This is a genomic window from Parapedobacter deserti (assembly GCF_042646065.1).
GTDB lineage: Bacteria > Bacteroidota > Bacteroidia > Sphingobacteriales > Sphingobacteriaceae > Parapedobacter > Parapedobacter deserti.
Genome location: NZ_JBHRTA010000062.1, coordinates 222324 through 242121 on the forward strand (window position 1 = coordinate 222324; position 19798 = coordinate 242121).

The 19798-nt window shown below is 49.7% G+C and carries 15 protein-coding genes; 5 read left to right on the forward strand and 10 right to left on the reverse strand.

Going from position 1 to position 19798, the window contains the following annotated elements:
• Nucleotides 1-64: 64 nt before the first annotated feature.
• The 3 genes from ACFOET_RS21140 to truA are packed head-to-tail and all read right to left on the reverse strand — an operon-like array spanning nucleotide 65 to nucleotide 3884.
• Nucleotides 65-1828, reverse strand: a complete 1764-nt coding sequence (locus ACFOET_RS21140) for an ABC transporter ATP-binding protein (RefSeq protein ID WP_379026469.1) — start codon at nucleotides 1826-1828, stop codon at nucleotides 65-67.
• A 51-nt stretch (nucleotides 1829-1879) separates the two neighbouring features.
• A complete protein-coding gene (locus ACFOET_RS21145; RefSeq protein ID WP_379026471.1) occupies nucleotides 1880-3076 on the reverse strand; it encodes a thioredoxin family protein in 1197 nt (398 codons plus the stop codon).
• 43 nt (nucleotides 3077-3119) lie between these two features.
• Nucleotides 3120-3884, reverse strand: a complete 765-nt coding sequence (gene truA, locus ACFOET_RS21150; RefSeq protein ID WP_379026473.1) for a tRNA pseudouridine(38-40) synthase TruA — start codon at nucleotides 3882-3884, stop codon at nucleotides 3120-3122.
• 165 nt (nucleotides 3885-4049) lie between these two features.
• Between truA and ACFOET_RS21155 the strand changes: the two genes are divergently transcribed.
• Together ACFOET_RS21155 and folE are read left to right on the forward strand one after the other, a co-directional pair.
• Nucleotides 4050-4463, forward strand: a complete 414-nt coding sequence (locus ACFOET_RS21155; RefSeq protein WP_379026475.1) for a 6-pyruvoyl trahydropterin synthase family protein — start codon at nucleotides 4050-4052, stop codon at nucleotides 4461-4463.
• A 32-nt stretch (nucleotides 4464-4495) separates the two neighbouring features.
• Nucleotides 4496-5128 carry a GTP cyclohydrolase I FolE gene (gene folE / locus ACFOET_RS21160; RefSeq protein WP_379026477.1) on the forward strand — a complete coding sequence of 211 codons (633 nt, stop codon included), beginning with the start codon at nucleotides 4496-4498 and terminating at the stop codon, nucleotides 5126-5128.
• A 7-nt stretch (nucleotides 5129-5135) separates the two neighbouring features.
• On the opposite strand, the gene ACFOET_RS21165 is transcribed toward folE, so the two are convergent.
• Nucleotides 5136-7610, reverse strand: coding sequence for a DUF5686 and carboxypeptidase regulatory-like domain-containing protein (locus ACFOET_RS21165; protein WP_379026479.1), 2475 nt, complete (start codon nucleotides 7608-7610; stop codon nucleotides 5136-5138).
• Between the two features lie 170 nt (nucleotides 7611-7780).
• Between ACFOET_RS21165 and metK the strand changes: the two genes are divergently transcribed.
• Entirely contained in the window at nucleotides 7781-9034 is a 1254-nt protein-coding gene (gene metK, locus ACFOET_RS21170; RefSeq protein WP_379026481.1) for a methionine adenosyltransferase, read from the forward strand.
• Here the strand turns inward: metK and fabD are convergent.
• Complete coding sequence (gene fabD, locus ACFOET_RS21175) at nucleotides 9029-9913, reverse strand: ACP S-malonyltransferase (RefSeq protein WP_379026483.1); 885 nt, start codon at nucleotides 9911-9913, stop codon at nucleotides 9029-9031. The two genes, metK and fabD, sit on opposite strands and share 6 nt — an antisense overlap.
• Before the next feature lie 128 nt (nucleotides 9914-10041).
• Here fabD and ACFOET_RS21180 point away from each other — a divergent pair, with 128 nt between their 5' ends.
• Complete coding sequence (locus ACFOET_RS21180) at nucleotides 10042-10776, forward strand: DUF481 domain-containing protein (RefSeq protein WP_379026485.1); 735 nt, start codon at nucleotides 10042-10044, stop codon at nucleotides 10774-10776.
• Nucleotides 10777-10789: 13 nt separating this feature from the next.
• Here ACFOET_RS21180 and ACFOET_RS21185 read toward each other — a convergent pair whose 3' ends face one another.
• The 3 genes from ACFOET_RS21185 to ACFOET_RS21195 all read right to left on the reverse strand — a co-directional run bounded on the left by ACFOET_RS21185 (nucleotide 10790) and on the right by ACFOET_RS21195 (nucleotide 15714).
• On the reverse strand, nucleotides 10790-12016 hold the full coding sequence (locus ACFOET_RS21185) for a M16 family metallopeptidase (RefSeq protein WP_379026487.1): 1227 nt from the start codon (nucleotides 12014-12016) through the stop codon (nucleotides 10790-10792).
• Between the two features lie 30 nt (nucleotides 12017-12046).
• The gene (locus tag ACFOET_RS21190) at nucleotides 12047-14848 is read right to left on the reverse strand and encodes an outer membrane beta-barrel protein (RefSeq protein ID WP_379026489.1); all 2802 of its coding nucleotides are present in this window, start codon (nucleotides 14846-14848) and stop codon (nucleotides 12047-12049) included.
• A gap of 92 nt (nucleotides 14849-14940) precedes the next feature.
• On the reverse strand, nucleotides 14941-15714 hold the full coding sequence (locus tag ACFOET_RS21195) for a hypothetical protein (RefSeq protein ID WP_379026491.1): 774 nt from the start codon (nucleotides 15712-15714) through the stop codon (nucleotides 14941-14943).
• A gap of 158 nt (nucleotides 15715-15872) precedes the next feature.
• On the opposite strand from ACFOET_RS21195, the gene ACFOET_RS21200 reads away from it, so the two are divergent.
• On the forward strand, nucleotides 15873-16469 hold the full coding sequence (locus tag ACFOET_RS21200) for a ribonuclease HII (protein WP_379026493.1): 597 nt from the start codon (nucleotides 15873-15875) through the stop codon (nucleotides 16467-16469).
• Here the strand turns inward: ACFOET_RS21200 and ACFOET_RS21205 are convergent.
• Together ACFOET_RS21205 and ACFOET_RS21210 are read right to left on the reverse strand one after the other, a co-directional pair.
• Nucleotides 16456-18939 carry a YfhO family protein gene (locus ACFOET_RS21205; protein WP_379026495.1) on the reverse strand — a complete coding sequence of 828 codons (2484 nt, stop codon included), beginning with the start codon at nucleotides 18937-18939 and terminating at the stop codon, nucleotides 16456-16458. The genes ACFOET_RS21200 and ACFOET_RS21205 overlap by 14 nt on opposite strands.
• 146 nt (nucleotides 18940-19085) lie before the next feature.
• On the reverse strand, nucleotides 19086-19772 hold the full coding sequence (locus ACFOET_RS21210) for a potassium channel family protein (RefSeq protein ID WP_379026497.1): 687 nt from the start codon (nucleotides 19770-19772) through the stop codon (nucleotides 19086-19088).
• Nucleotides 19773-19798: the final 26 nt, after the last annotated feature.

Below are 19798 nucleotides of genomic sequence, written 5' to 3' on the forward strand. Positions count from 1 at the left end.
ATATGAGGCAACGGATTCATTTGCCTACAAATGAAAAAAACCACGGTGCATACCGTGGTTTTTTTCATATTCCTGCCGAGTGAAATTGGAGGTCATATAGCCGCCGGTAATAACCGTCGAACCGCAGCAGCTCCTGGTGAGACCCCATTTCCTTGAGTTCGCCTTTGTCCAGCACAATAATCTTGTCCGCTTTCTGGATCGTCGAAAGCCGATGGGCAATGACAATGGACGTGCGGCCTTTCATCAGCGTGTCGATCGCCTGCTGGATAAGCTCTTCAGTCTCGGTGTCAACGGATGAGGTAGCTTCATCCAGCACCAAAATTCTTGGGTCGTGCACGAAAGCACGGATAAACGAAATCAACTGCGCCTGCCCGGAAGACAATGTCGCACCACGCTCCTGCACCTTATAATCGTATCCGCCCGGCAACTGCATGATGAACTCATGTGCGCCGACCTGCTTGGCCGCCGTTACGATCTGCTCGCGGGTGATGGCCGGATCGTTGAGGCTGATGTTATTAGCCACGGAATCTGAAAACAGAAACACATCCTGCAATACCGTAGCTATGGTGCGGCGCAGGTAGTTGAGTTCGTATTCGCGGATGTCCACGCCATCCAGCAGTATGGCACCCTTGTTTATTTCATAAAAGCGGCTCAAAATATTGATGGTAGATGACTTGCCCGCCCCTGTAGCACCTACCAGCGCCAGCGTTTCTCCGGGTTTGACGGAGAAGCTGATATCTTTGAGCACCCATTTTTCATCGTCGTAGGCAAACCATACCTTGTCAAAGACTATTTCGCCGCGGATGTGAGCCGGTTGCTTGGTGCCAATGATCGGGGTTTTCTCTTCGGTATCCAACACGGAGAAAATACGTTCGGCGCTGACCATACCCATCTGAAGCGTGTTGAACCTATCGACCAATTCTCGTATCGGACGGAATATCATGTTGATATACATAATAAAGGAGACGATGACGCCGGGCGACAATTCTTCCGCGAGCACCTGCTTGGATCCGTACCACACCAATAGGCCAAGCGCAATGGCCATAATGATTTCGATGACGGGAAAGAAAATGGAAAAATACCAATTTGCGCGGATGTGCGCGTTGCGGTGCTCGGCATTGGCCGCCTTGAACTTGCGCATTTCCTGTTCTTCCCGGGCAAAATACTGAATGACACTGATGCCCGAAATATGCTCCTGCAGGAATGTATTGAGGTTAGCCACCCATTTGCGCACATCCTGAAAAGCCGATTTCATCGCCTCTTTGAAGACATACGTAGCACCAAGCATCAGCGGCATCGGTATCAGCACAATGAGCGTCAACCTCCAATCAGTATAAAACATCACGCCGAGGATAACCACTAATTGAAGGATATCACCGATGATTTGAATCAATCCCTCAGAAAAAATGTTAGCAATAGTTTCGAGATCTGAAACCGTACGGGTGATGAGCCGTCCTATAGGCGTACGATCAAAATATTTGAGCCTAAGGCCGGTGATATGATTAAACACATCTACGCGCAGATCGCGGATCACAGATTGACCCAGCGTACTGGTCATCAGGGTATGGAAGTAACGGACCACGGTCTGCAACACCAGCAGCCCGAGCATCAGCATCAGCATCAGCCGGAGGCCAGCGACGTCGCTTTGAAGGATAAACCGGTCGAGCGTGTACTCAATGACCATGGGCAACGCCGGCGCCACACCTGCCATCACAATGGTGAGCAATACCGAAATAATAAAAATACCCCGATAGGGTTTTACGTAGCGCATCATCCTGCGGAGCAGATGCGCGTCATACGTCTTTCCTGTTACCTGGGATTCGCTCATGGATAGCTGCAAAAGTACGACTTTGCCAAATATGTTTCACTCACCGATTTGTCAAAGACGTTCTAGCCGTTTCACAAGCCCATCTAAGGACACATCTGCGTCAATCACCTTCCCCCCCGGCTGAATTAATACCATCCGCGGCAATTCCGTCATATATAACCTATCAACCAGGGGTTGCTGTGCCTCGTTGCGCAATTTATAATTGTGCTGCAAGTTCAGGGACTGGCTCATTTTCTTCCACTGGCTCAGCTTACTGTCCATCGAGAGGTGGATCACGGCGGTCTCCCGCTGGGCGAGCTCGGAGGCCTTGTCTTCCACTTGCTTGACAACGGTGTGAGCACGTTTATCCATGCTGTTCCAAAAAGAAAGCAACAGGTATTTGCACGTGTCGAAGTCGTCCCATGCGAGGCGCTGCAATCCGGGATCAACAGCGGCCAGCTGGGTCGGTTTGAGCTGCTCGACAGGAGCACTGATGCGATCCAGGCGTTGGCGAAGATCAATCCCGTATTTTGTACGTTTAGCTGCCACCGATACCGTATCATATAATGCCGCATAGTCATCAACGTATTTCCGGTGCGTATTTGACGCATACGCTAAAAACAGGGAGGCCACCAATGGCTTTCTCTGCTGGATAAACCGGTGTGTTACATCAACAGCGGTATCCTTTTCGGCAACAGCAGCTACTTTTTCCGAACCCGACATGCCCAAGACGTAGTGTACCATCTTTTCTTCCATATCGGCCTGCCTGCGGTTCAGTGCATGTTGCCAACGGTTCAGGAGCTGTTGCTCATCGCTATCTCCCGCGATTGAAAATTCCGTTTTACTGATGGAACCCGGATGGTCAAAAGAGCGTTGGCTGAGGCTCAACGCTGCCCCGGGCTTCTCGAAGAAGACAGGTACGTACTCGGTCCAATCCAGCCCACTGGTACCCCTTCGGGTCGATTTACCCTTGATCTCCAAAAAATATACCTCTTTCAGCGCCAATTGCTTTGCCTCCAGCGTGAATATGCCATTGGCCACCGTGGTTATCGCCAACGTATCCCGTTGCCTGTCGTTTAAGAGTCTGGCTCCTATGATTTCCGAATTGGGCGTTTTACTCACGATGGTAAAATCTTTTAAAACGGGAGTATACGAATATCGGGCCGCCTCTTGGCTGCTACCATCAGTACTGCCCGACGGCGACTGACACGACCACGCTAAAAGCGAAAACACGACAAGGTGAAGAAGACGAAGTGACCGCACATTCATAACCACTGAATTTACTTCAAAAATAGCAAAAAGACTTCATGGGTCAAAGATAGGGATAAACCACCTCGGTGAGGTAGAGGCCACACGCTGGTACGGACGTCCCTGCAACGGAACGATTTTTACTCTGAATGACGGCATGCATGTGTTCGGGGCCATGTTCTCCACGTCCAATATCCAGCAACGTGCCCACAATTGCGCGTACCATATTGCGGAGAAAACGGTTAGCGGAAATATAGAACACCAATTGCTGTCCATCGTCAGTCCACCGCCATTCGGCCCTTACGATGCGGCAGATATTGGTATGCACCTGAGTGTTGGATTTGCTAAAGCAGGAGAAGTCTTCATACTGCAGCAAGATCGCAGCGGCGTGGTTCATGGCAGCGATGTCAGGGACACTGCGCAATTGCCAAGAACGGCCATTCAAAAACGGATCTTTCCTAAAATGGACATGATATTCATAGGTACGCATCACCGCATCGAACCGCGCATGAACCCCTGGCTCCAGCAAGATAAGCTTTTTTGCACCAATATCTCGCGGAAGCAAGGCATTGACACGGTAAAGGAAAGCTTCAGCATTATCAATGCCACCCTCATGTTCGACGTCAAAATGTGCAAAAAACTGCTTAGCATGCACGCCGGCATCGGTACGGCCGCACCCTACCGTGTCTACCGGCTGGCGCAACAATGTAGTTAACACCTTGTCGAGCCGCTCCTGAACGGTCACCGCATTGGGCTGGGTCTGCCAGCCATGGTATGCGCCGCCATCAAAAGCAATCTCCATGAAATAGCGTCTGTGCGTGGTTTTCACAGTCACAAAAGTATAAAATTCATTTGCCTTTCAGCTTAAAACAATAGGCAACGGGCTTAACGTTGCAGCATAACGTAATTGACTCGAGTTTGTCGCCCCGGTAAATCGGTAAAAAAAAGAAACAGTAAATTTACGAATGATCAATTTAACGTATCTTTGCAGCCTATGATATTTCTCACACGGCGCGAACGGTTCAACGCGGCGCATAAATTATACCGCGATGAGTGGCCATTGGAACAAAATGAAGCGGTATTTGGCAAATGTTCTAATCCGAACTGGCATGGCCACAATTATGAGCTCTTTGTTACTGTAAAGGGCGAAGTCAATCCGGAGACAGGGTTTGCAATCGATTTGAAAGAACTGAAAAACATTATCATGGAGTATGTGATCGATAAGCTGGACCACCGGAATATCAATCTCGACGTGGATTTCATGCGGGGTAAAATGGCGTCAACCGAAGTGTTGGCCATGGAGATATTCCATCAGCTAAAGCCACATGTCGAAGCGCAGGGTGTAATGTTGCATTCAGTACGGTTGGTTGAGACTGAAAACAACTCTGTAGAATATTTTGGTACGTAGCAGACTTCGTACACGAACGAACGAACAAAATTATGGAAGATCATTTCTCGCTCCATGAAGAAGAGATTGAGGGGTACGTTAAAATCGACCGTTACAATCCAGAAAAAATAGCCCGCATAGCTGCGCATTATGCCGATATTTTGGAGTTATTAGGTGAGGATCCTTCCCGTGCAGGCCTGCTGAAAACTCCCGAACGGGTAGCCAAGGCCCTTCAATACCTTACGCACGGTTATGACCTCGACGCGGCGGAGGTCTTGCGCGGCGCCATGTTTGAGGAAGAATACAGCCAAATGGTGGTGGTAAAGGATATTGAAGTGTACTCGATGTGTGAGCACCATATGCTTCCTTTTTTCGGCAAGGCCCATGTAGCGTATATTCCCAACGGCCATATCGTTGGCCTGAGTAAGATTCCGCGTGTGGTCGACATTTTCGCCCGACGCCTCCAAGTGCAGGAGCGTCTCACCAACGAAATTCGCGACTGCATCCACGAGACATTAAAACCCGCAGGGGTAGCCGTTGTAATCGAATGCAAGCACCTCTGCATGTGTATGCGCGGCGTGCAAAAGCAAAATTCGGTCACGACGACCTCAGCCTTCACCGGCGAGTTTGCTCACGAACGTACGCGCAGTGAGTTTCTGCGGCTGATCACGGCATCGCTAGACTAAAAAAGGGTCAAAACAGCCGCAGCCCGATCCGTATCGCATCTCTCCCGCGTAAGCCCGGTTCCGTGCCGAATCCCCTTGCATAAACTACCCGGAGGTTTTGCCATTGCAGCCCGAGGTGAATCTCCCCATAATGGGATGCCTCCGTGGTGTTCAGGTAATGCAGCCCCACGATCTCCTGAAGCTTGAGTCTACGGAGTAAAGGAACCTTGCTCGTCAAAATGGACGAGAGGTTATATTCGCTGTGGGCCTCTAAAAAATTCGCCGATGTGCTGTGGCGGTAATAGTCCAGCAGCAGGAATGTGCTTAGCTGCTGATCGCTGATTAGCGTCTGGGTGCCATTGAAATGTCGGTAATCAGGGTAGTATAACTGCTTTCCGCTCAAAAACGTGCCGGCGCTGATATCAAACGACAGTTGGCCATATAGCCCCAGTGGGACTCCCGTCTTATACAACCTTGCAACCAGCAGGTCGTAATCCGCGTCGGCAGCAAAGACACCGGAAATACCCTTATTGTAATTGATCGAAAACGTAGGCCACTTCGACGGCAGGTATATCCTCCGGTTGGGATAAGTCTCATATTTGGTACCGAAGTCGTAGCTAACCGCTAAGCCCACCTTGAACGCCCGGTTTTCCTCGAAGAGCGGAATATCTTCGGCGGGCACCAAGGGATTGTTGGAGGTCAGGTATTGCTCATTCCGTTTCCAAAACGTATAGGCGGTACCATTAGGTAACCATAAGCGGTTTTCCCAATTTGCGGTGGCGGCCACTTTAACGTTCGCCGGCAATGTATATCGCCACTCCACACCGCCAAATGCACGTTCGTACAGCTTCTGGTAGTTGCGCCCGAAAAAGATGGTGCTGATCGTGTTGAACAGCGGCGGCAGGGACCCGCGGCTATTGAGATCCTGTATGGTGCTCCCACCGTATATATGAACATTGCTTTGCCCCAAAGGGAAAGCCGCACCCAGATAGCCATTGAACCGATAGTTGGCAAATCCATATCGCGCATTTCCGTAAAGCGTCATGTCGCGGTGCGCCACAGTGTCCACCTGCTTGGTATACCGCATGTCGTAGTTGAGTGCCAGCCCCTCCACACTGTTGAAGAGCAGGGAGGTGACCAGTCCGTCGAAGAACAGAAAAGAGCGCTTGTCTCGATTACGGTAGGTGTACCCTGTAGACAGCAATCCCAGCGGCTTAAACCGGTTAGACACCTGGTCAAGCGAATCGCGGTACGCTTTTGATTCACGGCGTTGCTGCAGGCTGTCTTTGCGGATATAATCCAGCCGCTCCTCTTCTGTGAGCAGCAGCGGTCGGTGCTCCGTCCAATAGGCAGAATCCCGTTTATTGACACCCTCGGCAATACGCAGCACTTCGTTAAACTGTCCTTTTTCAATTTCGGGGTTCAACGCATACTCGCTGTACACCGCGGCAAAATAACCACCGATGCGAAAGCCCAATAGGCCGCCCACAAAGTCGAACCGAATATTCGACGGTTGCCATTGACCGCCACCTACCGGAATAAATTCCTGCCGGATCTCCAGTGTATCGAGGATATTAAGGCTTGATTCCTTGGTAAGCCTCAGGTTGACACCATATATCCGCCAGGTGTCTTCCACGATGTAGATATCGCCCTGGTATAGTGGCTCCGCTTTGCGCCGTGGCATAACCTCGATTTTATTTACCGTCAACCCATCTTCCTGTGTCGTGCCTAACAGGCGGTACCGATAATATCCAAATGCGTTATCTGCTATCGGTGAGACAAACGGGCGGGGGCTCAACCCGTCAATGATGGGTTGGTGGTTTTCGTAGAAGTTAAGTTTCAGGTCTGCGGCGCGGTTGAAGCTGAAGGCGCGATTGTTGCCTGAGAACTTGGAGCTGATCATTTCTTCGCGAAACTCACCGGGTGGCCTTACGGTAATACGGGATTCAGATTCTGATAAGTAAACGATACCGGTGCGGTTGGAATCAAGACCGATTTCGCGGCCGATTTTATCAACATCGACACCCAAGAATCTCTTAGGCGCCTGCAACAGCCGTTGCACTCCCTTTATATACACCTTTGCAGTGTATGGCGCGGCTTCATACAAGTGTTTCCGGCGGTGCTTGATGGCCTGCCGAATAATCGCATAAGCGGGGTCTTCACCTTTGCCGATGACCACTTCCTGCAACAGATACGATTCGGTGTGTAGGACGACGTCGAGATGGCTGTCTTGGTTTAGCATTACCCGTTCGATGGCTTGTTTGAACCCTACGGCCCGGATGAGCAGCTCATGCTCGCCCTGGGGCAACCGGAGCCGGAATATCCCTTCATTGTTCGCTGCGGTGCCTGCGGTGGCATCTTTCTTATAGACGCTGGCGAAGGGGACCGGGTTGCCATGTTCGTCGGTTATCCGCCCGGTTAATTGATAGAACTGCGCCTGCGCGGTCAAAACGGCGGCACAGATCAAGAAAAGCACTAAGGTCGGCCTGAGCGTACGGATCATGTTTACGTGTTATTTCAGTTTATTGTCATGATGCCCAAACTTACCAAACGTTACAGCATGTTATTGTCAAAATATGATATTTTGGTGTAGGTCTGACTATATTATACACGCCTCATGATTTTGAAAACGATAAAAGTATCGTAGCTTTGCAACGCAAAATACTGTACTAGATGCCTTATTTATTTACATCGGAATCCGTTTCGGAAGGACACCCAGACAAAATAGCTGATCAGATTTCTGATGCACTGATCGATAACTTTCTGGCTTGGGACGCCGATTCCCGAGTTGCCATCGAAACGCTCGTGACCACCGGACAAGTGGTATTGGCCGGTGAGGTCAAATCAAAGATATACCTCGATGTACCGAAAATCACCCGGTCTGTCATCGAACGTATCGGGTATACCAAATCCGAGTACATGTTTGAAGCCAATTCATGTGGTATTCTTTCGGCCATACATGAGCAGTCCCCGGATATCAACCAAGGCGTTGACCGCAAGGATAAGCAAGAGCAAGGCGCTGGTGATCAGGGCATCATGTTCGGGTATGCCAACAACGAAACCGAAAACCTAATGCCTTTGGCCCTCGATCTGGCACACAAGCTGTTGCAAGAACTCGCTGCGCTTAGGCGTGAAAACGATGAAATAACCTATCTCCGTCCGGACTCAAAAGCACAGGTGACGCTGGAGTACGACGACCATCACAGGCCACGACGTATCGATGCCATCGTGGTATCCACTCAGCATGACGAGTTTGATACCGAGGAGGTCATGCTTGAGCGGATCAAATCAGACATTATCCATATTCTCATTCCGCGGGTAAAAGCTCGGTTGGAACCCGAACTGCAGCAACTTTTCACTGACGACATCAAATACCATATCAATCCGACGGGCAAGTTTGTCATTGGCGGCCCACATGGCGACACCGGGCTTACGGGCAGGAAAATTATCGTAGACACCTACGGCGGTAAGGGCGGCCATGGTGGTGGGGCTTTTTCCGGCAAAGACCCATCCAAGGTAGATCGGTCGGCGGCTTATGCCACCCGGCATATTGCCAAAAACCTGGTAGCTGCAGGAGTAGCAGATGAATTGCTCGTGCAGATATCGTATGCAATCGGTGTCAAAGACCCGATAGGTATTTATGTCAACACCTTTGGTACGGCAAAGGTCGGTCTGTCGGACGGCGAAATCGCAGAGAAGATACATGAACTTTTTGATATGACACCCTACGGCATTGAAACCAGGCTCAAGCTGCGCAATCCCATCTATGCCGAAACGGCCGCCTATGGCCATATGGGACGTGAACCGCGCACGGTGACGAAGGCGTTCGAAAACAGTAACGGCGAAACCAAATCGCTGGAAGTTGAGTTGTTTACTTGGGAAAAACTGGACTATGTAGACCAGGTGAAGGCCGCATTCGGCCTATAGCACTGCGGCAGCGGTTTCTACCTTACGGTCTATTTTTTTGACCAATCCCTGCAGTACGTTTCCCGGACCTACTTCCGTAAACGACGCGGCTCCATCTTCAATCATATGGAGGATGGTCTGCGTCCAGCGAACAGGCCCTGTAAGCTGCTCGATCAGGTTATGCTTTATGGCTTCAGGATCGGTATAGGCCTTTGCATCGACATTTTGATAGATCGGGCATACCGGCGTCTTGATCTCCACCGCTTCAATTGCTGCTTGCAACTCCACTTTCGCGGCTTCCATCAATGGCGAATGGAATGCCCCTCCTACATTCAGCTTCAGTGCCCGCTTGGCACCTGCCTCAAGCAACAGTTCGCAAGCCTTATCCACACCAGCAACCGAGCCGGAGATTACCAACTGCCCTGGGCAGTTGTAGTTAGCAGGAACCACCACGTCACTTACGCGCTGGCAAACATCTTCTACCGTAAAATCATCGAGCCCCAGAATGGCGGCCATGGTGGAGGGCTGGATCTCAGTGGCCTTTTGCATGGCATTTGCTCGCGCGGCAACCAGTCGAAGGCCGTCCTCAAACCCGAGAGCTCTCGTAGCTACCAACGCCGAAAACTCGCCCAAAGAATGACCGGCTACCATTTGCGGGTCAAACGCCTTCCCTAACGCGTTGGCCAAGATCACCGAGTGCAGAAAAATCGCAGGTTGCGTTACCTTCGTTTGCTTGAGATCCTCATCTGTCCCAGCAAACATTATGTCAGTAATCCGAAAGCCTAAGATTTCATTGGCTTGTTCAAATAAAAACTTGGTATCTTCACTATGATTGTAGAGGTCTTTGCCCATGCCTACAAATTGGGCGCCCTGTCCCGGAAAGATATATGCGCTCTTCATCTATCGTTGAGTTTCTAATGAGATTTCAATGCAGATGGGGCAAATATAGCGGATTATACCGAAACTTACCGACGCAATTTGAGATTTCAATGCATGCAATAAACTACTTTTACTAACTTAGCTTGCCCATGGTCAAACGGAATATATATATCGTGTTTCTATTGGCATCGGTTGCAACCACCGCCCGGGCGCAGTGGACTGATAGCACGCATTATTACGTACAGCTTTCGTCTACCAATTCCATCAACCGGGCGTCAGGTAAAAGCGCTTATCTTTTCAATAACGGGCTCCGCTTCTCCATCCGCAAAGAGCGGATTAGCCTCAATCTGAACAACAATTGGCTCTACGGGCAACAGGACGGCTCAGTAACGAATAACGACTACTCGGCCACCTTCGACGCAAATTTATACCGCCCCGGAAGAAAATTCTTTTACTGGGGGCTGGGCAATTACAACACCAGTTTATCACTCAATATCAAGAACCAGCTGCTCGCGGGCGCAGGCGGAGCTTACAGTTTCTTTGACAGCGAGACCGCATATTTCAACCTAAGTGATGGCTTTCTATTCGATGCGAGCAGCATCCTAGTCGATGATCAAACTGTACAATACCAGACCGTTCGTAACTCATTCCGGCTGGCTTATAAATTCGTGATCAAGTCGCTGATTGTGTTGCAGGGCAGCAATTTTTTCCAACCCTCGCTTAGAGACGGGAGTGATTTTAATATTCGCCTTAACAACGACATATCCTTCCAGCTAAGTAAATGGCTGAGCCTCAAAGCCGCGATGACTTACAATCGCGTCAACCGCACCGACAGCGAAAACCTGCTGTTTACCTATGGCGTGTCGTTTGAACGATATTTTTGACGACTAGGACAACTTACTCGGGCACAAAACGTAGGGTCGATCGATTATGCTCATCGAAGATTTCATTGGCAATGGCCAACAGTTGATCCGAGGTGACGGCATCGATTTTGGCAAACACATCAGCCAGCGTCTGTATTTCGTTGTGATCCAGCAAGCTTTTAGCCAAGGTAATAATGAGGTTCAGCCTATTTTCCTCTCCCAAAGCGATCTGTCCCTTAAACTTTTTTTTCGCTTGAAACAGCTGCATCACGCCCATTTTCTGGTCGCGCAATCGCTTTAGCTGGCGGGCGACCAATCGCGCCGCACGGTCTGCTTTTTCCTCGTCAGTACCAAAATAGATATGGAAGATGCCAGTATCCGAAAGCGGCGTATAGTTAGATTCGATGGTGTAGGCAATCCCGTGTTTTTCGCGTACGACGAGATTAAGCTTTGAGCTCATACCCATCCCACCGAGCAGGTTGTTAAGCAGCAACAACCCCGCTTTATGCTCGTGATGGGTGTCGTAGGCAATTCCACCCATGACATAATGCGTCTGATTAATTGGTTTTTTTACGGCGACATGTCGGCTCTCCCTTTGTGGGGGCGCCGCCCGCCGTTGTTGTTTCGTGCTTTCGGGTATTCCGCCCAGTGTCCGGTTGGCAATAGCGGCTACTTTCTTTGAAGTATAGTGCCCGCTGATCCCGATAATTATCTCATGGGTATTATAGTTCTTTTGGATGAACCTCAAAACATCGTTGCGCGTAAACCGCTGCAAATCTTCTGCCGTACCGAGGATATTGTGCCCAAGGGCGTGTCCACGAAAAAGCTGATCTTCAAAGTCGTCCATGATGGAGTCTTCAGGGCTGTCCAGGTAAGAGGCCATCTCATCGAGAATAACTCCCTTTTCTTTGTCCATCTCACTTTCGGGGAATACGGAATGGAAAAAAAGGTCTTGGAATAAATCCAATGTCCGTTCCAGATACGGAGTTAAGAAGGACGCGTGGATACAAGTATATTCTTTGGTGGTATAGGCGTTCAGGTCGCCGCCCACGGACTCCAGCCTGTTCAATATCTGATTGGTGTTCCGTTTTTCGGTCTGCTTGAATAGCAGGTGCTCGATGAAATGCGCCAACCCGTGCTGGCCCTCCTGTTCATCCCTGGCGCCCGCATTGACAAGCAGACAGGCGTGAGATACCGACGAGGCGGCATAATGCAACACAATCCGGATACCATTAGGCAAATTAATGAGCTCATACTCCATAGCCGCGCAAGATAGCGAAAATTAAAATCTTCAGCCACCTCGCCGGCCGCCGCCCCAGCCACCCGGGCTACCAGGAGCGTCAAACCCCATTCCGCCACCGGCGAAGTTCGAGAACCGATAGGTGAGCGACAGCATGAAATAACGGGCTAGCCTATTGGTTCTGCTGTCGATGATCATGTTTTCGGTAACGTTGCGCGACACGTTGGTCTGCTCATTGAGCAAGTCAAACGCCTGGAAGCGTATAGCACCGGTCCTACCCTTTAAAAACTGCTTCTCAATGTACGTATTAATGATCATCGGGTTTGCCTGCACCGCGCTGCTGTACCCGTTGTTGGTGGTTTTCGCCAGGTCTGCTCCGAATATCCAGGTCGGGGTAAGGTTAACCGAGCCGTTTAACGTGAACGCCCACGTAGAAATATTGTTGTTATTGCCAGCATTAACCGTATTGTCGGTCGTGTTGTAGGTGTATCGAATTCCAGGTGTCACATCAACGGTTTCGGTGGGATTGTACCTGAACATGATGCCCTGTGAGAGCACCCAATTCTTGGCGACATTGCGTACGGTGTTGAAATACGGAGCTCCGTTGTTCGCAATCTCAGACGATGCATAAGAGACGTTGTTGTTATACATCACCATGCCGTTGAACGACAATGTATAAGTCCGGTCGCTAAAAGGTTTCGAAAAATTATAGAAGCCACGGGTGTTATAAAACCCATCTGTATTGAGGTATTCGGTGGCCTGGACAATCCCGATGGAATCGTCTACAAAAGTGGTACGGTTGGTCACAATCTTATCTTCAGCCAATGACCCTGTCAATCCGACAAAGAATGATGTACCCTCGCCGATATTGAAGTTTCGGTAATTGATACGCAGCTCATGGTTAAACTCAGCAGACAAATTCGGATTGCCGGTTACGGGGGCATTCACATTTGAATAGTCGGTGAACGGCTGAATCTGGGTAACTCCCGGCTCGTTTGCACGACCGGAGTAATTGACACTAAACCGCTTGGTGCGTGACATTTCATATTCCAACCGTGCCACCGGCATCCAGTTGAAGCCACTACGATTTATGGCAATAGCCGTACCGTCGATGTCAGCACCACCACGAAGCATATTGGGCTGGGCTGCTACGCCCAACGAATAATTCCATTTATCCTTGCGGTAACGGTAGGTAAGCGTACCCCGATGCGTGGAAAAGGTATAGTCGTAGTGCTGACTGTTGTTGTATCCGGAATTATCAATGAGCGTACCGTCGATATTGAAGGCATTTGCCTGGCGATTGTTGTCATAGGAAGCAAAGTTGAAATCATAACTGACTTCCAGGTTGCTGTATTGCCCCAAAGGCTCGATGTAAGACAACGTTGCACCGCCGTTCAGGTTTTTGTTTTCCAGGTTTACCAGATGTTGCTGGTATACACTATCCAAATCTTCAATGGTCGTTTCGTACACCAGGGTATTCAATATACGCTCTTGGTCTTGCTCGGTGCTGGCGGTGTTGAGCGAGAAGTTGAAGAAAATATTCCTACCGCCTTCGCTCAGCCTCCTATTGTACAGACCGCTGGCGCCATAGTTAGGCGCGTAAGATGCATTGACTTGCCGATTTGTAAGGTCATTAATCAGTAATTCATCCCGCACATTGGTACTTAGTGAAAGATTATTCGCGCGGTTTTGGCGATAGGCAAAATTAGGAGAGAATTTGATGTAGTTTTTATCATCAGGCCTATACTCTACGTTCCAACTGAAACGATGATCGTTGCTGATGCTCCCGTTGTCCATATTACTCGTCGTGTAGGTGGTTACTGCCGACGCGTAGATCTCACGCATTTCATCGCTCAGCGTGGTATTATTATTATGTCCGAAACTATAATCGCCATACATGGTCAATTTATCATTGAAATCCTGCCTATAGTTGAGCCCGATGGACTGGGTGTTCGTGAGCCCGTTCGAGCCTCCCCACATACCCCCGCCGCCGAAGCCTCTACCAAAGCTTCCTCCGCCCCGACCGCGGCGGGCGCCGCCACTGCGGGTATTAAAGTCAAACAAGCTAGCATTTACGTTATTCAGGTTGCCCAGCACAGAGAGCTGCATGCCTTCCTTAAACTTACCGTATGAGCCGGTTACCTGATAGCGCTCTTCGGTGCCACCACCCACGCGGAAATTGCCGAAGTCGCCGTTGTTGCGCTCGGGAGCTATCTGCAGGTTCAACACCCGCTCGGGATCGCCGGTGCGGTTGCCGGTGACATTAGCCATATCGCCGTAATCATCCACAATCTGAATCTTTTCGATGATTTCAGCGGGCAAGTTCTGAATAGCTGCTTTGATGTCGCCACCGAAAAAGTCTTTGCCATTAATACGGGCGCGTGTCACGGTTTCACCTTGTGCGGTTACATTGCCGTCCTTATCCACTTCCACGCCATCCAGTTTTTTAAGTGCGTCTTCCACTAATGCACCCTCACGGAGGCGCAAATTTTTTGTAGCGTATTCAAGCGTGTCTTCTTTTATGGTAAGCGCTGCTACCCCTGTAATGGACACCTCGGCAAGCATATGGCTGGACGTGGAAAGCCTTACCGGCAGCATCAGGTCATTCTTGCCCGGCTCAAAGGCGAAGTGCTGGCGTAGCGTATCGAAGCCCAGGCTCGTAACGGTAAGCACAAAACGTTGTCCTTTAATGCCGTTGAAGGTAAAGATACCGCCTCTACCCGAACTGGTCTGCATGGAATCCACCTCCGACACCAATTTGACGGATGCACCTATGATGGCTTCGCCTTGTTGATCACTTAAAGTGCCTTGTACCCGTTTGCCGGTCTGCGAAAAGCCTGCTACACTGAACAACAAAAATAGAGAGCCCAGCAGACAACCACGTATTGTTTGTCTAATAGCTGATTGATTGAAAATTGTCATTAGTTATTGTAAGTAAAAATAATTCATTTTTTCGCTAAAGGAGCCACTATCCATACCCCTGGCTCTTCCCGTGGTTTGGAAGGCATTTGCCGGCCATAACCGTAGGGGTATCCATAACCGTAAGGATATCCATACCCCCGCCGCATCACGCTGGGCGAGCTCCCGCTGCCGGGAACCACTATTCCATTGATTTTCACGTTAAAAGCCACTTCGTTGCCCTCATCGACAGATAGGCCCAACCGCGCTAACGGCACTACCATCTCAACACACAAGGCATCTGCAGTATCCAATGTCGCTTGGGCGTGGATTCCATAAGTATTTTCGAGGGAAATCTGTCCGTCGAGCACATCATCAAACCGCACGACATGAATGGCCCGTATCGCTGCCAGTGCACCTTTACGCATGTCGTCCGGTCGATCGTCATTATCAGCGGACATAATGGAGCGGAAAGCGAGCCGATCAGCTACCGGAAAATAGACCGTAGGCCCTTCCCGCCGCTTGCCCTTAGTGTTGATCATGAACGCCAGCCCCTGTGCAAAAATCTGCATCTGCCGGTCCTTGTCGTGCACGCGCATGGCTACATAGACGTCCGTAGCATCGTTCCTGATTTCATAATGAAATTGCTGCGTGGCGTGTTCATACCGCAGGGAATCTCCCCAATCGTTGAGTTTACCGTCAACAACAATGCGGGACGCCCAGCCCAAGGAATCCTGGGCATTGCCCTTGTTGCGCTGGGCATAGCCAGCGTTTGACACTGCGACTGCGAGTATGCATATGGTATAAATCTTCCAAGCCATCAGTGTTTTTGTAATGCGTGTTTTTGACGCGAGCATAATAGATTAGTTTAATTGTATAAGAATTATTACAAGCGGGGATTAACCCACTACCTGCATGTTCTACAGTTTGCTTCCAAAATTTATATTTTTGTCATTGGTTAACGAAGTTAGGGAAAACAATGCTACTATCCAGCCATCAGGACATGTTCGTTGAAGCGGGTTGTGACGAGGCAGGCCGGGGATGCCTGGCCGGGCCGGTTTTTGCCGCGGCAGTGATTTTTTGCAGGACGTTCAAGCATGAAGTTTTAACGGATTCGAAACAGTTATCTGCGGCCCAACGTTCGGAACTGCGCCAACTTATCGAAGCAGAGGCCTTGGCGTTTGCCGTGGCCAGTGCAACGCCGCAGGAAATAGACCGCATCAACATCCACAATGCCTCGTATTTAGCCATGCACCGGGCACTTGATATGCTGGCGCTGAAAGCTGAATATATTATTGTAGACGGCAACCGCTTCATCCCTTACCAACAGACACCCCATTGCTGTATCATTAAAGGTGATGGCAAATACTTATCGATCGCCGCTGCCTCCATATTAGCCAAGACCTATCGGGATGAATACATGGAACAAATTGCGGAAGAATTTCCTGCATATGGATGGGGCCAAAACAAAGGTTATCCAACAACACAGCACCGGACAGCCATCATAGCGCATGGATTTACCCCTCATCATCGCCGCTCATTTCGGGTTACTGACCCGCAGCTCAGCCTCTTTTGACCGGGACGCGCGCCGCCTTTCCCTTGGTTTCCATCCAGATTGCCACACCCGATCCGATAACCAACAGAATCGACGCGATGAGTGAAATAGTTTCGCCCAAATGGTACGATCGAGGTTCAAACTTAAATTCCACTTTGTGGTTTCCACCCGGCAACTGCATGGCGCGTAGCAAGTAGTTCGCCCGCAAAATAGGCTGTTCCTCGCCGTCGACATAAGCTTTCCACCCTTTGTCATACCATATTTCGGAAAACACCGCCATCGCGTCGTGCGGTGTGGAATACTCATAAACCAGCCTGTCCGGCCGGTACGATGTCAGTTCGATGGAAGCGTTAACTGGGCTTCCTAACCGCTTTTCATCCAATAGTGGCCTAAACTCTTCGTGTACAAAGGCTTCCTTGCGTGGGTCAAATCCGTTGATGGCCTGCATTTCTTCCTCATTGTCCTTTACTAACGTCACCTTTTCCACGAACCACGCATTACCGGCCGCTGTATTACGGCGTTGGATCCGCTCGCTGTTTTGATTGTTGTCGCGTGTGATCAGGTACCGTGTGTTGAGCATGTCCAGCACATCTTCGTTTATTGCACTGCTAAACTGCCGCTCAATCACCTCCTGGTAGCGCATCAGTTTGGCGGCGTGATAACCTCCAATCGACTTATGGAAGTAGGAGGTGCGAGCATCCATAAACGGGCTAGTCGTCAGGTCCAGCACGCGGTAGTTAGGATCCTTGTCCATCAAAATTAGCTTATCTACCTCTCGCTCAGGCACAAATTGACGATTCAGTTGCAATTTATCCGCAAACCGATCTTCATTCAGGTACCGCTTATCCACGCCCCATAGGTCAATCAAAACGAGCACACCAAGTAAGACGACAGCCGCTTGTGGCTTTAGTTTATGCTTAATTAGCAACCATACCAAGGCAAATGTGGCAACAACGAAAAGGAGCGAGCGAAACGCATCCGCCCGTGCCAATGCCGCCCTGTCCTTCACCAACGCCGCCATTAGCTCATTAGCGAACGTGTTGTCGCGAAGTTGCTGTCCATACTGCTGTATCATCGCCTGGTGGCTGGAACTCTTGAAGCTTAGCAACAAGTCGGGTAGTAACGCGATAAGCAATGTCAGTCCGCCTAGACCGTAAAGCACATACAACACTTTTTTCTCGAGATTTTTTATGTTATTGCCATGGGTTACCAGCTCATTTAGCGCCAATACCGCCAGAATTGGCACAAGCAGCGTAGCAATGGAAAGAATCGATTCAACCGCCCTGAATTTGTTGTATAGCGGGAAGTAGTCAAAAAACAGGTCCGATACCAGCGGGAAATGCCGCCCCCAGGAGAGCAACAAGATCAGCACGGTCGCTCCGGCCAACCACCACTTGAGTCGTCCCCGCACAATGATCAAACCGAGTATAAACAAGAACATTACCCCCGCGCCAAAATACCAAGGCCCAGAAGTAAATTGCTTTTCGCCCCAGTAGGTTGGCATGTTTGCCGCAAAGCCAAGGGCCTGATTCGGGTCCGCTCCCTTGCTTATGACCAACTTAGCTACATTAGACTCGGCATCCAACCGGGTATGCAAACCACCGCCATATGCGTTGGGTATCAAGAAGGTAAGGCTTTCGCCGACCCCCTGACTCCAGTCATAGGCGTATTCACGGCTCACGCCATTGTCGGCCCGTTGCGCATTCTCAGTCTTCAGATTGGATGTCCCGCGCAATGATTCCTTGCTATATTCATAGGTTGGCCACAATAAGGAGGCATTGACCGCTATGGCGACAATCACGGCGGCGAGTTGATAGGTGATGGCCTTGCCAAAGGGCAACAGTCTCTTTTCCTTAATCGCATGATATAATTCGATTCCCACTAAAATCAAGGCCGCTAAAAAAAGATAATACGTAACCTGAATGTGATTTACCCGAATTTCAAGCGCCATGGCCAAAGCCAACAGCAACGCACCCCGAAGGTAGTTTCCGCGGAAGGCCAATAGTATACCCGCCAATATGGGCGCCATGAAGGCAATCGCATACGTCTTGTTGGCATGCCCGGCTTCGATATAAATAAAATTATAGGAAGAAAATGCAAACGCAATTGCCCCTACAGCAGCCAGCCACGGCCGAACCTTAAGCACACTAAATAATAAATAGGCGCCTAATAAATATAGTAGTACGACATCGATGGGGTGCGGGAATATCGCTTTAAAACCACGCATTAAGTAAGTGGTGATGTTATTGGGCAGCTCCATCAAGACCTGATATGAAGGCATCCCGCTGAACATCGAATTCGTCCAAAGTGGCATATCACCGTCGCGTGCTTTAATATCTAAAATTTCCTTCTGCCCGGCTTGGGCTTGTAACACATCATGCTGATATAGCACCCTTCCCTGCCATGCCGAAGGAAAATACAGGAAACAAATGGCGATAAAAATGCCAATGACCGCTAAATGAGTCGAATTATTGTTAAACCAGGTTTTCATGTATTGCTATTGGATTTCAAACACACGTGCCAAACTTAGCTAAAATGCTTTGTATTCCGAACTCGCATTGCTTTTTTATGAATGATGATCCGTTGTTTACAGCTCAGAAACGGCGTTGTCGGAAAATGTTAATACGTTAAAAATCCCTACTCGCCCTTTTGAATCAGCCTATTGGTGTCCTTCAGCTCGCCAAACAGCACCAAGATATCTCCCTCAGCCAACACGGTATCTGACTGTGCGATGCCGGTAGCTTCTTTATTGATTTTCGTTTTACCATTTTCCTGGCGCGCGGTGGACTTGATCGTTGTAAGCACAATCACCCGATATTTATTGGTGAGATTAGCTTGTTTTAGCGTCATCCCGACGTACTTAGATGGCACCTTGGTCTCAATAATACTGTATCGGTCCGATATCTTAAAGGAGTCGACAATATCAATGTTGTCCAGCCGCATGGCCAGCCGTGCTGCTGACTCTTCTTCCGGCGTGATGTATTCGTCGATGTCCATTGCTTCCAACACGGTTTTCTGAAGGTCTGACACCACCCGGCCGATAATGCGCTTTACCCTTAGCTGCTTGAGCAGGGCCGTAGTTAACAGCGAGGCACCCTCGTCCTCGCCGATGGCGACAATAGCCGCATCGGCGTCTTTAAGTGGCAGGGCGCCCATGGCATCGGCATCCGTTGTATCCATCCGTACCGTGTGGGTTATTTTCTCCTTCAGCTCTTCAACTTTGGCCATGCGATTGTCGACGCCGATCACTTCGTGGCCCAGCTCGGTAAGCCGGATAGCCAACGCCCTACCAAAATTGCCTAGTCCTAATACGATATATTTCATTATTTGTAATTTATCTTCAACCGTCA

What these genes read in the sequence shown, in the direction of transcription:
- ACFOET_RS21140 (WP_379026469.1), bottom strand. Translation starts at nt 1,828, where the DNA reads ATGAGCGAATCCCAGGTAACAGGAAAGACGTATGACGCGCATCTGCTC.
- ACFOET_RS21145 (WP_379026471.1), bottom strand. Translation starts at nt 3,076, where the DNA reads ATGAATGTGCGGTCACTTCGTCTTCTTCACCTTGTCGTGTTTTCGCTT.
- ACFOET_RS21155 (WP_379026475.1), top strand. Translation starts at nt 4,050, where the DNA reads ATGATATTTCTCACACGGCGCGAACGGTTCAACGCGGCGCATAAATTA.
- folE (WP_379026477.1), top strand. Translation starts at nt 4,496, where the DNA reads ATGGAAGATCATTTCTCGCTCCATGAAGAAGAGATTGAGGGGTACGTT.
- ACFOET_RS21165 (WP_379026479.1), bottom strand. Translation starts at nt 7,610, where the DNA reads ATGATCCGTACGCTCAGGCCGACCTTAGTGCTTTTCTTGATCTGTGCC.
- metK (WP_379026481.1), top strand. Translation starts at nt 7,781, where the DNA reads ATGCCTTATTTATTTACATCGGAATCCGTTTCGGAAGGACACCCAGAC.
- fabD (WP_379026483.1), bottom strand. Translation starts at nt 9,913, where the DNA reads ATGAAGAGCGCATATATCTTTCCGGGACAGGGCGCCCAATTTGTAGGC.
- ACFOET_RS21180 (WP_379026485.1), top strand. Translation starts at nt 10,042, where the DNA reads ATGGTCAAACGGAATATATATATCGTGTTTCTATTGGCATCGGTTGCA.
- ACFOET_RS21185 (WP_379026487.1), bottom strand. Translation starts at nt 12,016, where the DNA reads ATGGAGTATGAGCTCATTAATTTGCCTAATGGTATCCGGATTGTGTTG.
- ACFOET_RS21195 (WP_379026491.1), bottom strand. Translation starts at nt 15,714, where the DNA reads ATGGCTTGGAAGATTTATACCATATGCATACTCGCAGTCGCAGTGTCA.
- ACFOET_RS21200 (WP_379026493.1), top strand. Translation starts at nt 15,873, where the DNA reads ATGCTACTATCCAGCCATCAGGACATGTTCGTTGAAGCGGGTTGTGAC.
- ACFOET_RS21205 (WP_379026495.1), bottom strand. Translation starts at nt 18,939, where the DNA reads ATGAAAACCTGGTTTAACAATAATTCGACTCATTTAGCGGTCATTGGC.
- ACFOET_RS21210 (WP_379026497.1), bottom strand. Translation starts at nt 19,772, where the DNA reads ATGAAATATATCGTATTAGGACTAGGCAATTTTGGTAGGGCGTTGGCT.